Origin of the sequence: Bradyrhizobium australiense (assembly GCF_013114825.1) — a bacterium.
Taxonomy (GTDB): Bacteria; Pseudomonadota; Alphaproteobacteria; order Rhizobiales; family Xanthobacteraceae; genus Bradyrhizobium; species Bradyrhizobium australiense.
The window spans coordinates 629,838-642,350 of sequence record NZ_JAAVLX010000004.1; the positions used below are offsets into that span (position 1 = coordinate 629,838).

The window sequence follows — 12,513 nt, forward strand, 5'->3', positions numbered from 1 at the left end:
AAGCTCGCCTCGCTACTTGCTTTGGCTCGGACCGATGGGCTGCAGAAGCCAGATGTCCATGTCTTTCACGTCGCCGGCACCGGGCCGCACAAACTTCCGCATACCCGGCAGAACGTCTTCGAGCGTTTCAAGCTGCAACCGGAATTTAGTAAGCGCAGGGGCGCGGTTGTAAGCTTCGAGCCGGAGCGCGAAGGCGTCCGCGCCGGCCTGCGCGCCAGCGATCCGCTGCTCCTTGAAGGCCAGTGCCCCCTCGGTCATCGCCGCGGCTTCGCCCTTTGCCTGGTTGATCTTCTCCACTGCGAAGACGTTCGCCAGGTTGATCGTGCGCAGCTTGTCTTCCAGGGCACTGGCGACGTCCCTGAAGGCGTTGTGGACCTCCTCCGGCGGGTGGTCATAGAGCAGACTGACGGCAATCACCTCGATTCCAGCCTGGTAGCGGTCCAGCATCGACTGGGCGGCCTCGCGTGTCTCGCGTTCGATCTCCGCGCGCGCTGTGGTGTAGACCGCATCGATGGGGCGGGTCGCGATCGCGCTTCGCAGCGTTGCCAGGACCGTGCTGCGCACGAGTGCCTCCGGCTCGGCGAGATTGTAGGCGAACGCCAGCGTATCCTTGATCCTGTACTGGGCCGTGGACCTCAGGTCTATGAGGTTGGCATCACCGGTGAGCAGGAAGGAGTCGCCGGGCGCCGTCTCCTTCTGGAACCAGACCCCGCTCGCCGCCTGCTGCGGCAATGTGAACGATCCAAAAGCAGGCCGGCTGCGAATCTGCGCGCGCGTCGCCTCCTCCCGGGATAGCTCCCGTGGAAGTCCGAACTCGAGTCGCCGCGCCAGGTTCTGCGCAATCAGCTGGTGCTTCTCGAACGGCCAGGGCAATCTGAAGTGCAGTCCAGGTTCAAGATCAGATGCCAGGATCCGGCCGAACCGCAGTCTCATGCCAACCTCGCCGGGCCCGACTGTGAAGAGGCCGCTCCCGAGCCAGAGGACCGCCGCACCGGCTGCGGCTGCGAACCCCAGACCGCGTGCGGTAACAGCGATTCCAGTCAGCTGCGCGGCTCGATCGCGGAGCCAGATCCATTCGTTTGGAACGTGCGTCCGGAACATGCTGAGGACCACCAAGCCGGTGAGCAGCACGGCGCCAGCTTCCTTGACGAGGTCCGGCACGAATCCGGCGGCCGTCCCGAATGTCAGGCGTGGATCGAGTCCCCAGGCGTGGTAAATCGCATTGAGGGCGAAACCCGCAGCGAGCGTCATGATCGCGACCGCGACCAGATAGGCAGCCACCGCATAGCGGCCCAGGACCTTCAACAGCACGACGAGGCTGCCGATATTCGTGGCCGGCCCGGCTAGAAGGAAAACGAGAACGGCGCCAGAACTCAAGCCTTTGAGAGCCAGCGCCGCCGCCATAGGCGTCGAGCAGGAAGCGCAAGTGTAAAGAGGAATGCTCAGGACGAGCATCAGCACCATCGAGGCGATTCCGCCGCCCCACATTCCCTCAAACAGCTGCGCTGGAATTGCAAAGACGACGACGGCGGACAGAACGATACCCAGAGCGAGCCACCAGCTCACGTCATCGAGCAGCTCGACGAAACCGTAACGGATGATCCGCCTTGTCGTGTCAAAGATGGTCCTGCCGGCGCCGCGGTCCGGCAACGAATTCGCCTGCTGGACATGATGGTCGTAGTGATCGTGCCTATGCGCGTGATCATGTTCTGCGGAGTCGCATGCGTGCCGACATCGCTCGTCGCCTGCGGCCGGAGTCTTTGCTACCTCCAGCGGCGGCTCGGTCACGCGCGGGGCGCCGAACAGATTCGTGGCGAGCCCGGCGGCAATCGCTGTTGCCACGCCGGCGATGGGGCGGAACACGGTCATGACCGGGTCGGTCAGCGCGTAGGTCAGGCTGATGCTGTCGACCCCGGTTTCGGGCGTCGCGACGAGGAACGCGACGGTGGCGCCGGGAGTCGCTCCCTGCTTGTGCAGCCCGAGCGCTGTTGGCAGGACGCCGCAGGAGCACAAGGGAATCGGCGCGCCGACCACCGATCCCCAGAGCACGGACGTGATCTTCCCAGTCCCGACCAGCCGGGTCAGCAGCCGACCCGGCACGAGGATCCCGAGCGTCCCGGCAAGCAGGAAGCCGAAGAGGAGAAAGACCGAAGCCTCCTCAAGGATTTCCCAGGTCTGCCGAAGGACGCCGAATAGAAAGTCGATCATCGTGGTCCCCCGTTCGGGGCTGCCTGGAGCCAATGCTCGGGTCCCGACCGCGTAGAGACGCGAACCGGTACACACTCCGCTCTAAAACCCTCTAGCGCCGCCGCGACGCCTTGGCAGATGCCGCCGGCGACGCGCGTCGCGTTAGCGCGGCAGATACTTCTTGTTCAATGCGCAGGCCACGGAGTACTGCGGGTCGACGACGTTCGCGATATAAAGATGAGCCGCCTGACCAAGCATTTGAACGGCATCGTACCGCTCAAAGCCGTAGTCGCTCATAAGCCAGTCGACCATGTCCACGCAGGCGAGCCGCAGGGCGTCGATCAGAGGCCGCGTGCTGCCGATCGACATGATCTCATTGTCATTGATCAGGCGCGGCCAGTTGATTTTCTTGCCCTTGATCAGGTTGACCGTGAACCTGACATTGAACGGTGTCTCGATCGCAGCACCGTGGATCTCCCCATCGCCCTGGGCGGAGTGCCCATCGCCCAGCATGAACAGCGCGCCCGGTTCGAAAACCGGGAATTGCATGGTGACTCCTGCGACGACCTCGTTGAAGTCCATATTCGCGCCATGCGGCCCGGGAATCAGCGAGCTGATGCACTCCTTCCCTGCCGGAGCCGTGCCGATAGTGCCGAAGAACGGCCTGAGCGGTACCTCGGCTTTGCCGATCTTGCTGTTCGGCATATCCAGAATGGCGACCTTGCGGCTTTTGTCGAGACGCCAGATGAACAGACGGTCGGGGGCAGCCGGCGTCACCATCGCAGTCTTGTATTCCGGCGCGAGCAGCCCGAAGAACGGAATTGAAGCACCCCATCCCCAATCGCGGTTGGGCTCGATGCTGTCGATATGGACCTCCAGCGTGTCACCGGGCTCGGCGCCTTCGACGTAAAACGGACCGGTCTGCGGATTGACCTTGGTGAGGTCCAACTTTGGCATCACCGTCTTGTCGGAGACGGAGAACGCATCGTTGGAAGCGTCACGCGTGCTGGTGATAACCGAGTCCCCGGACCTGATGCGCATGGCCGGCGGGTGGGAATGGCAGTAGGTGAAATAAACCTTGTCGCCTGGATCGTACCTCACTTCGGCCGCCACGGCCGGCCGGGCGAGCGAAAGTCCGGCGATCGACAACAGCAACGCGGCGGGCAGCAGCCGCAACGTCTCTCTCGGTGCTCCATAATTGGCAGGCATGTTCGTTACCTCCCTCGGATCATTTGGCAGCATATATCGTGTGCATTCTCGCTCGATCCTTTGCATCCTGTCCGGCTATCTCATGCTTGGTTGCCTCCTCTTGGAACGCCATCTACTTTCTCGGCAAATCCCCGCGGATGCCATCGCTCCCCGAAGCGCCGCCGTTGAAATAGTTGCTGTGCAAAAGCACGCCGAACAGCGGGGAATCCGCCGGCAGCACCATGATCGTGCTCTTCCGCGCGGAGTTCCGCGACGCCTCCAGGGCACGTAGGAACGCGTAGAATTCGGGCGCCCGGCTGAGCGCGTTCGCATAGATGCGCGCCGCCTCCCCGTCCCCCTCGCCGCGGCGCTGTTGCGAAAACTCGATCGCCTTCGCGAGTATCCGCGCCTTCTCCTCCTCCGCCGCGGCTCGCACCTTCAGTCCCTCCTCCTCGCCCTCGGAGCGATACAGCATGCTGATGCGACCGCGTTCGGATTTCATTCTCGCGTAGAGGCGGGGCCGGTTCTGCTTGGGAAAATCGAAGCCGCGCAACTGAACATCGAGGACTCCGATGCCGTAGTCTCGCAACGCCACGGCGTCACACCGACGAGCAATCTCGGCGACGATGGTGTCCGCTCGGTAGGCTGCGGCATCCATCGAGACAAACGCGACCAAGCGATTGCTCCCGATAGCGGCGCCCAACTCTGCGGACAGGATGTCGCCGAGTCTCGATTCGGCGCTCCTTCTGTCGACGACTGTTTCAAAATACCGCTTCGGATCGGCCACCCGCCACAAGATCGTGCCGGATGCCACGACTGGCGTTTTCTCAAGGGTCAGGAATTCGCTCGGCGGCGCAGCGTAGACGAACAGGCGATGGTCGAACGTCCGGACGCTCTGCAAGGGATGCTTGAACCCCAGCCCCGGCGCAGTGATCACCTGCGTCGGCTTGCCGAAATCCGTGACGATCGCGTAGTCAGCGCTGTCAACGGTAAAAAAGCAACTGCTACCGACTGCAGCGATCAAGCTGAGCGCAGCGATCGCCACCAGGGCACGCCGGTATGGCCACCTGTCGAATACCACCGCGTGATCAAGAGATCGAACCATGGCCCGTCCGTCCCGCTGGACATTTCCAGGGTTGGCCTATTCGCTTCGGTGCGACGGCACCGCAGCGGGCGCCTCGACATGACCAGGATTTAGGAAGTGTGCACCAATGCCGCATTCAGGGCAAGAGCCGGTGATCCGCGTTGTGCGCCTTTGGCGCTGGCGCGTACTTCTTCAACCCAATCGGCCCAAAGCCGACATGATTGCTTGAGACGTCCAAACGTCCGCTTCGAGGCACAGAGCCGACTGTAGACTGCTCGCGCAGTCGGCTGGTCCGACAGGTGGTCTCTATGTTGCAGAACGGAGAGGGCATGGGAGCGGTCTTCGTCGCCGCCCATCTCGACGCATGCGCACGAGCCAGCCACCCCGGTCATCGGATTCCTCAACAACTATCCCCCGGCGCGACCGCTCATCAATGGCAGCGTTTCGCGAGGGCCTTGAGGAGGCCGTAACAGCCCGATTGATCGCTGGGCCGAAAATCACAACGATCGATGGCGCCTCGGCGCTCGCCGCCAGGGCCGCAACTACCACGATTCCCGACGGTGTTTTCCTCCGCCACTTCATTTGGTAGCAGAAGGCGCTAGATGATTTCCACGCCAGGATCGCTGCCTGATACGACAAAATCCGGGTTTGCAGGTGACGGTGAAATACCGCGCTCAACGATGCCAGTGGCTATCAGCCACTCGTTTGCATTGCCGCTTGCAACAATTACAAGCGCATCCTGGTTGGGAAGCGCCTGCAGTCGAGCTATGAGCTCCTTGACGGTCATCGCGATTTCCCCTGACGACAGACCTTGCAGGCCGGTCGAAAGAAATCGTCGCCTCGATCTCCATCTTATCGAGAAGAGACCGTCATCCATCAAATCAAATGTTAGGGTGCAAAGTTTGGCTTGTAAATTTCCGCGAGGGAAGCCGGATCATCCCCGCTCAAACCTTGCCCCGTTCCGCCTCTTGCGCAAGCTTCAGCCAATCCTCGGCAAGGCGCAGCCAAGCCTCCTTATCCAGAGGGCTCATGGCCTTCTCCGCCAGCTCACGGCACTCCTCAGCTTCCTTACGAAACCTCTCCGCGTCGGTTTGGGACGATGGTATCATCGGCAGTTCCTCCCCGATTTCATCTACATGGGGATGGAGGTTGTCTATATGGGAACAGCACCGACCTTCCCGCGAAACGCGTCTTGCGGTTGGTCGTTCCAAAGAAAACATTCGGCACTGCTGCGGATCGGCGAATGCGGCTCGCAGGCGCTATGGGCGGCAACTCGCTGCGGTGCTTGACCTGCCACGCAGTACTCATTCCCGGCGTTTGCAGCTTGTCATCCACACACTTGGTCGAAACCGCCGAACGAAATCGAACTCCACCTCAGTCCGTATCGCGTGATGATCCAGTACGGTTCCTTTCTCGCAGCCCCTGACCCACGGTATCCTCTCGCCTTTGCGCGAGAGAATGCCTATGTTGCGGAGTACCCGCAGCGCCCCCAAAGCGAGAGCGGGAGGTATACTCATGGATGCGCATAGCAAGGAATTTGCGCTGGCGGGCAGCCTTGAGGAGCTGAAGATCAAGGGGCGGCTCGTTGTGCACGGTGGCCATCGTCCGATCCTCGTCATCTACGACCGCGGGCGTGTCTTCGCTCTCGACAATCGGTGCCCGCACTTGGGCTTTCCGCTCGAGCGCGGCAGCCTCGACGACGGCATCTTGACCTGTCATTGGCACCACGCTCGCTTCGATCTCGAGAGCGGCTGCACCTTCGACTTGTGGGCGGACGACGTGCCGATCTGCCCGGTCGAGGTGCGCAATGGTGAGGTCTGGGTGAAAACCACGTTCACTTATCCCGATCTCGCCGCGCACTGGCATCAGCGGTTTGCCAACGGCCTCGCCCATGACCTCGGACTCGTCATTGCCAAGGCCTTGTATGGTCAGCTCGCGGCCGGCGTACCGCAGGCCGAAATCGTGCGGGAGGTCGCACTATTCGGGGCGCAAAATCGCGACGGCTGGGGCGTGGGTCTTACGATCCTCACGGCACTCGCCAATATTCTGCCTGTGCTGCCGGAGGAGGAAGCCTATCTCGCTCTATTCCACGGCGCGCGCCGCGTGGCGGCGGACTGCGACGGCGAGGCGCCGCGGCGGGAACGCGCGCCGCTTGGAAGCCGGCCGGATCCGGTCACGCTAAAACGCTGGCTGCGGCGTTGGACAAACGTACGCCATCGCGAGGCGGCCGAGCGCACCCTGCTCACGGCGATTGCGGCCGGCGCCTCCCCGGCTGAACTCGCTGATGCCCTGTTCGCCGCCGAAACCGAGCGGGCTTTCGCGGACTCCGGGCACTCGCTCGACTTCATCAACAAGGCCTTCGAGTGCCTCGACCTGATCGGCTGGCAACACGCGGCGGCTCTGCTGCCGACTGTCGTCGCTCAGATGGTAGCGGCCCGTGGCGCCGAAGAATCGACGGCTTGGCGTCAGCCCGTTGACCTTGTTGCCTTGTGTCAGCAATCAGCCAGCGAACTCGCGGATCTGTTCGCTGCCGGACGCGGCTCGCGCGACTGGTCGGGCCACGCCGCACTTGCTCAAGGGCTGCTCGGTGACGATCCGTCCGGGATCGTTGACGCGCTCAAGGAGGCGATCCGCGCCGGTGCCGCACCTGCTGACCTTGGCCAATCGCTCGCGTACGCGGCAGCGCTTAGAATGGCGCGCTTCGGCAATGCCAACGAGCACGCCGACTGGGAGACGGCGCATCACGTCTTCACCTATGCCAATGCAGTCCACCAGATGCTGAGGCGCATCGGGACTGCCAACGCCGCTACCCACGGCACGGCCGTCCGCGGCGTATTGCACGGAGTGATGGCGCTCTACCTTGCTCGCTATCTCAATGTGCCGCCGGCGCAAATCCCGGGCGACGGCGGCGAGCAGCTCGATCATCTGCCCGCGGATTTAGAGACGATCGGCGGCGCCTTGCTCGACGCCTTCGACCGGCAGAGACAGGTCAATCTCGCCGCGAGCCTGGTGGCGCGGCATCTCACGCGTGGCCATTCGCCGCACGCGCTGATCGCTACGCTCGCCCATGCGGTGCTGCGCGAAGATGCAGGCTTCCATGCGTATCAGATACTGGAGGCGGGACTCCGGCAGTTCGGCGCGTGGGGCGACACGGACGAGGGCCGGCACATCCTCATCGCGGTTGCCCGCTATCTGGCGGCCCATTCACCGACCGAACGCGCGTCACTGCAGACAGCCGACATCGCCCGCCGCTTGATGCGGGGTGGCGAGCTGCATCAAGAGGCTGGATCGTCCTGAGATCACGAACTAAGGGCGATCTGAAGGACAAAAGCCTGCGCCTGCGAGCCAAGACGCACTTCTAATTGCCGTTAATTGCCGTTTTCGCGTTGCCTCTGCTTTGCAAATGCGTATGGCCCGGATCAGCTCCCGGACAGAACCGCGACAGCACGGCTCAGCTGGGGGTCGTCTGACCCGGCGTAGGCCGCGCCTGCCTGGACCTCGATCGTCGGCGTCACGCCCACGCCCTCCAGGCGCTCGCCATCGACCCGGACATCTTCGACTGCAAGCAGCAGCAAACCGCTTGCCATGAGGAATGCGGTCGCGGCAAGGACCGCGCCCTCTGTCCGGGTGCCGATGAGCTCGCCCAAGCGGTACTTTTTGAACCCATAGGCAAGGACCTCCTTGCCGCTGCGCGTACGGCCGTTTACGAGCATCGCAACGGGCTTGCGCCACTTCACGTTCACGAATTCGCTAGTGCCGCTTCGGTCGGTAACCTGCATTGTGGGCGCGCGTGCATTGAAGAGATCGAGATATTCGGGTTGCGCGCCGCCCCAGCCGTCCCGCAAATCCCAGATCAGCGCGTCCGCGTCCTTTAACGCCCCTTGCGACAACAGGGATTCAAGAGCGCGTTGGTAGATGGAGCCGGCATAGCACCAAACATGGACATAGCCGATGCGTCGTCCGTTGGATTCAATGATGCGCGCACTCGACTCCAACCCACGAAGGAACATTTTCGTGGGCTGAGATCGACCGGTATGACCGGGATTTGCACCATCGAGGCGCCCCGACGGATCTCCAAGACAACCGATTTGCCTATCTTCCCACGGAACGACCCGATCGGCTCAAATGCGGTCCCGTCAGCCGCGATTATTTCATCACCGGCAAGCAGGCCCACCTGCTGAGCCGGCGATCCATCTATGACACCGGTGATCGTGTTACGACCAGTCGACTCAAAACCTGAAATAATACCTATGCCAGGGTACGAAATGCGACCGTCTGGAAACGCACGCTGCAGTCCCCGGCGTCGCAGTGCGCCGACAAAGATGTCTGCAAGCTGATAGTATTCCGGCTCATCTGGCGTATAGAAACGCGTGTGCGAAGCGTGCAACTCAGAAAGCATGACATTGATGATGCGCGCCAGCGAGTTCTGGGAAGTTGCCCGCTGAACGTTTGGAAGATATCGCTCCCGGACTGCGAGCCAGTCCAGCCCGTTGTGACGCGGATCGTAAAAGCGATCACGTACAGTCTGCCAAACGCTCTCGAACGTCGAGACGCCATCACCGGGAACGTAGGAGTTGCTGGTCTCTCCCCTCAGAGGCTCCGCAGCGCCCGGGGCCTTCGCAGCCAGGGCACATGCCGTCACCATGGCTGCCAGACGCAACACTTGGCGACGCGAAGGCAATGTACCGATAGCCTCTTTCATCGTCTGATCTCGCGGGCGACGCGCCTGCCGGGCGCATTTGCCGGCCATGCGATGCCAGCTCGTTACCGAATGCTAGCGCTCCGTTGGCGAAACGACGCGGTCATTGAGGTCCATGCCAGACCACGATAGCGATCCTGCCACCACGAGGCTACTTCCCGCAGGACTCTCGCCTGTCGAGCCCCAAAGATTAGCACGGCATACAATCTTATTCGCCTAGCTCATGAATGACAGCGGGATGTTGACGGAGGAACCCGGTGGAAAGCCTCGGGCATGGTAATTCGGAATCCCAACCATGTGGTAGGCGACGGAACTGGGGACGGCTCGCACGGATTCGTCTTGAGCAGGACCGACCTTCGATGCTGACATTCAAGGACAAAGGCCCCGCGATCCGCACCCTCCGCGGCTGGGCCATCTGCGTGTTGCAGGAGGCCGGCGCGATTCGCGAGTGCGAGGAGCGCGGCTGGATGCAGGATCGTGCCGACCTGCATGCCCGCGAGCGCGCCCTAGTCATCGCGCGTCAGGATCCGCCCGTCGGCGTCTCTTCGGACGAGGCCGTTGCCGAGGTTCGAGACGTCCTGGGTTCGGTCGACACCTGCCCGGAGTGCCTGCCAACCACGGCCCCGGTCGGGCAAACGAGCGGCGTCTTGCGATTGGAATGTTCTTCCCTTGAAAGTCCATCAGGGTGGTCGGATACTAGGGTCCTTGGCTATCATCAATCAGAGGAGGACGGTCATGGCGATCCAGATCGTGATGGACCGCACCGGCGACAGCCGACACTCATTCAATCCAGATCACGTACAAGAGCTGTTGAAGGCGGAACAGCGGTTCTATGAGCTGACGAAGGCCGGCTTCACCGCCGCTGTGCGGACAGGTCCCGGTCAAACCTCGCGGATCCGATCATTCGACCCCACTGCGGAAGAAACCGTCTTCTTCCCCAGGCTGGTCGGCGGGTAATCGTCTTACTGCCATGATTAGCTTTCGATCGTTGCCGCCGGGCGGCCGCTCCCTGATGAGAGCGACGCGGGCGCTCTTCGTCATGCATGGCGCCGAGGGCACGCCGGAGGGCCGATCGCTGCGGCTCTTGCGAGCATGGCTGTCGCCGGTGCAGCGGGAGCAGTTCGCCAGGAAGGGCTATTTCGAAGTCGTCGGAAGCGACAGCCGAAAGCGGTACAGGATCCATGCCGGAGCGTCGGTGAACGTGTGCGAGATCGACGAAAGAGGTCGGTTGCAGGAGGGGTGGTGTTTCATGCCAATCGGGGCTTTGCCGATCGGAGACGTCATGCTCGCCCAGAAGATCGCGCTGGAAACATCCGAGGGCGAGGTGCGCGCCGTGGCCAGGAGGTTCAGTCCCAGCGGGTTTCATTTCAGACAAACCCGACCTCTCGGCTGACGGCGCGGATCGCGTCATTGCTGCGGCAGCCGCTCTATGCCGACTTGCGCTGCTTGGCAGAGGGCTTATTCGCCGCCGTTTCCTTCGCCTGCTTCTTGCCAGCGATCGGCCTCAGCATTTCCTTCTGGCCGGAGGTCGCCCTCTTCGGCTGCTTCGCGGGCTTCGAGGCCTGCTCCTGACCAACGCTTCGGCGCGGTGCCTCCATCAAGTCGACGACGTTGCTCGCTGGGGGCCGCTCCTTCGGAGTGATCGTGTCAGCGTCGACCTTCAGGTACTTAATGCGGTGGCCGATTGAGCTGATCGAACGAGATTCTTCTCGCTCTCGGAGGTTGCCGGATAAAGCGCGACTGGGCAGGTGACGAGCGACAGACGGTGGCGACCACAACGCCCTGGCGCACGCAAGGCGCGCGCGATGGCCCGCATCCTTGCCGCGCAATCGGCCGAGATACGGACCAAGGGCGAAGCTTTGATTCAACAGGCGGCCAGGCTGCTCTCGAAAGTTGGAACGAGCGGATGTACAGCGATGGCGAGCCGATCGATCCTTTCCCACCATCGATCAGGCGATCAACGGCGGTTTCCCTTGATTGCAGATCCAGTGCGCTAGATGCAAGATGTCGAAGGACGTCGATCTCGCGGCGCTAACACACGCCGACGAGCTTCGTGCACGCGCCTCATCAAGAACCCGATACAACCGGCAGCTCCGCGATCATGCGAATGCCGGGCCTTCTGCGCCAGTGAATTTGTGACGACTCGACCGCGAGCTCAAGCCGGGGCCAGCGCGTGAACAGCGCCTGCAGCGCGCAGATTCCCTCTATCCGCGCGAGCTGGTGGCCGAGGCAGAAATGAATTCCGGTCCCGAACGATAGATGCCGGTTCGGCCGCCGCTCGAGATCGAGGCGTTCGGGACCCTCGTTCGCCTGCGGGTCCAGATTGGCGGCGACCAGCATCGCCATCACCCGGTCGCCCTTCTTCAATTTCACGCCCTCGAGATCGACGTCATGGCGCACGTAGCGCGGCTTTGAAAATTGCACCGGCGAGACGAAGCGCAAAAATTCTTCCACCGCAAGGCTAGCGCGGCTCCAGTCCGCCGTCAGCCAATCGCGCCGCGCAGGATCTTTCAACAACTCGAACACCGACCCGCTGATCAGATGGGTGGTGGTCTCTGATCCCGCGCTCAGCAGCAGGAACACCATCGAGACCATTTCATCCGGCGTGATGCGCCCGCCTTCCTTCTCGACGCGCACGAGTTCGGCGATCAATCCTTCGCCGCCCTGTTTGCGGGTCAACCGCAAGCGCTCTTGGAGATAGCGCCGCATCTTCATCATTCCGCCGATCAGCCGCAGAAAGCCGAATGCATTGGTGAGATGCGCCATCGAATTGGCCCAGGCGATGAATTTCGGACGGTCGTCCGGCGGCAGGCCCAGCAGTTCGCAAATCACCGCAAGCGGCAGCATCCGCGCGTAACACTGGACCAGGTCGGCCGGGCTGCCTTGTGCAAACAGATCATCGGCGAGGCGATCGGCGATGGCGCGGATGTGTGGTTCCATGTCCATCACGGCTCGGCGACGGAACGCCTCATCGACGATATCGCGCAGGCGCGTGTGATCCGGCTCGTCCATTGTCAGCATGTTGTTGGCGAGTGCCCCGATGAACTTCGGCATCCACCAAGGCAAGCCGACGACCGAGCCGCCCTCCTTGCGAAGCGTGAACGTCGCGCTGTCCTTCAGCACATGTGCTGCCGCCTCGTAGGTCGTGGTGACCCAGACCCGGCCGATGATCGGAAATTTGGTCGCGACGACGGGACCGGCGGCACGCAGCAACGCCACGCCCTTCTGTGGATCACGAAGAAAAGCCTCGCTGGCAAAATCAACAAGCTCTGCCATCGACAACTCCACGATGTCGTTCGCACTGTCGCATCAAGATGGTGCGCGGCATCGTGGGTGCAAGGTGGATCTCGCCGGT

At 62.4% G+C, this 12,513-nt stretch carries 10 protein-coding genes and 3 pseudogenes; 5 read left to right on the plus strand and 8 right to left on the minus strand.

Annotated features, from left to right (window positions below):
• Positions 1-12: 12 nt before the first annotated feature.
• The 4 genes from HCN58_RS15140 to HCN58_RS15155 form a co-directional block, all read right to left on the minus strand.
• Positions 13-2,208 (minus strand): SO_0444 family Cu/Zn efflux transporter, encoded by a 2,196-nt coding sequence (locus HCN58_RS15140; protein ID WP_171580152.1) that lies wholly within the window; start codon positions 2,206-2,208, stop codon positions 13-15.
• A 141-nt stretch (positions 2,209-2,349) separates the two neighbouring features.
• Positions 2,350-3,396, minus strand: coding sequence for an acetamidase/formamidase family protein (locus HCN58_RS15145; protein WP_171580153.1), 1,047 nt, complete (start codon positions 3,394-3,396; stop codon positions 2,350-2,352).
• A 112-nt stretch (positions 3,397-3,508) separates the two neighbouring features.
• Positions 3,509-4,420, minus strand: a complete 912-nt coding sequence (gene hflC / locus HCN58_RS15150) for a protease modulator HflC (protein ID WP_171580154.1) — start codon at positions 4,418-4,420, stop codon at positions 3,509-3,511.
• 637 nt (positions 4,421-5,057) lie between these two features.
• The gene (locus tag HCN58_RS15155) at positions 5,058-5,246 is read right to left on the minus strand and encodes a hypothetical protein (RefSeq protein WP_171580155.1); all 189 of its coding nucleotides are present in this window, start codon (positions 5,244-5,246) and stop codon (positions 5,058-5,060) included.
• A 728-nt stretch (positions 5,247-5,974) separates the two neighbouring features.
• Between HCN58_RS15155 and HCN58_RS15160 the strand changes: the two genes are divergently transcribed.
• Positions 5,975-7,756, plus strand: a complete 1,782-nt coding sequence (locus HCN58_RS15160) for a Rieske (2Fe-2S) protein (RefSeq protein WP_171580156.1) — start codon at positions 5,975-5,977, stop codon at positions 7,754-7,756.
• 122 nt (positions 7,757-7,878) lie between these two features.
• On the opposite strand, the gene HCN58_RS15165 is transcribed toward HCN58_RS15160, so the two are convergent.
• On the minus strand, positions 7,879-8,436 hold the full coding sequence (locus HCN58_RS15165; RefSeq protein ID WP_311966822.1) for a S41 family peptidase: 558 nt from the start codon (positions 8,434-8,436) through the stop codon (positions 7,879-7,881).
• A complete protein-coding gene (locus HCN58_RS35780; RefSeq protein WP_171580157.1) occupies positions 8,331-9,161 on the minus strand; it encodes a PDZ domain-containing protein in 831 nt (276 codons plus the stop codon). Before HCN58_RS35780 ends, HCN58_RS15165 begins: the two co-directional genes overlap by 106 nt.
• Positions 9,162-9,517: 356 nt before the next feature.
• Here HCN58_RS35780 and HCN58_RS35785 point away from each other — a divergent pair.
• The 3 genes and pseudogenes from HCN58_RS35785 to HCN58_RS15180 all read left to right on the plus strand — a co-directional run.
• Positions 9,518-9,772 (plus strand): annotated as a pseudogene (locus HCN58_RS35785) (hypothetical protein); the annotation flags it as partial.
• A gap of 121 nt (positions 9,773-9,893) precedes the next feature.
• Positions 9,894-10,115, plus strand: coding sequence for a hypothetical protein (locus HCN58_RS15175; RefSeq protein WP_171580158.1), 222 nt, complete (start codon positions 9,894-9,896; stop codon positions 10,113-10,115).
• A gap of 82 nt (positions 10,116-10,197) precedes the next feature.
• A complete protein-coding gene (locus tag HCN58_RS15180) occupies positions 10,198-10,551 on the plus strand; it encodes a hypothetical protein (RefSeq protein WP_376701176.1) in 354 nt (117 codons plus the stop codon).
• A 250-nt stretch (positions 10,552-10,801) separates the two neighbouring features.
• Here the strand turns inward: HCN58_RS15180 and HCN58_RS37880 are convergent.
• Positions 10,802-10,974 (minus strand): annotated as a pseudogene (locus HCN58_RS37880) (Ku protein); the annotation flags it as partial.
• Here HCN58_RS37880 and HCN58_RS37075 point away from each other — a divergent pair.
• Positions 10,964-11,217 (plus strand): annotated as a pseudogene (locus HCN58_RS37075) (hypothetical protein); the annotation flags it as partial. The pseudogenes HCN58_RS37880 and HCN58_RS37075 sit on opposite strands and share 11 nt — an antisense overlap.
• A gap of 8 nt (positions 11,218-11,225) precedes the next feature.
• On the opposite strand, the gene HCN58_RS15195 reads toward HCN58_RS37075, so the two are convergent.
• On the minus strand, positions 11,226-12,434 hold the full coding sequence (locus tag HCN58_RS15195) for a cytochrome P450 (RefSeq protein ID WP_171580160.1): 1,209 nt from the start codon (positions 12,432-12,434) through the stop codon (positions 11,226-11,228).
• Positions 12,435-12,513: the final 79 nt, after the last annotated feature.

Bases quoted from the DNA above. Each gene is read 5' to 3' on its own strand.
- HCN58_RS15140 (WP_171580152.1), bottom strand. From the start codon at position 2,208: ATGATCGACTTTCTATTCGGCGTCCTTCGGCAGACCTGGGAAATCCTT.
- HCN58_RS15145 (WP_171580153.1), bottom strand. From the start codon at position 3,396: ATGCCTGCCAATTATGGAGCACCGAGAGAGACGTTGCGGCTGCTGCCC.
- HCN58_RS15155 (WP_171580155.1), bottom strand. From the start codon at position 5,246: ATGACCGTCAAGGAGCTCATAGCTCGACTGCAGGCGCTTCCCAACCAG.
- HCN58_RS15160 (WP_171580156.1), top strand. From the start codon at position 5,975: ATGGATGCGCATAGCAAGGAATTTGCGCTGGCGGGCAGCCTTGAGGAG.
- HCN58_RS35780 (WP_171580157.1), bottom strand. From the start codon at position 9,161: ATGAAAGAGGCTATCGGTACATTGCCTTCGCGTCGCCAAGTGTTGCGT.
- HCN58_RS15175 (WP_171580158.1), top strand. From the start codon at position 9,894: ATGGCGATCCAGATCGTGATGGACCGCACCGGCGACAGCCGACACTCA.
- HCN58_RS15180 (WP_376701176.1), top strand. From the start codon at position 10,198: ATGCATGGCGCCGAGGGCACGCCGGAGGGCCGATCGCTGCGGCTCTTG.
- HCN58_RS15195 (WP_171580160.1), bottom strand. From the start codon at position 12,434: ATGGCAGAGCTTGTTGATTTTGCCAGCGAGGCTTTTCTTCGTGATCCA.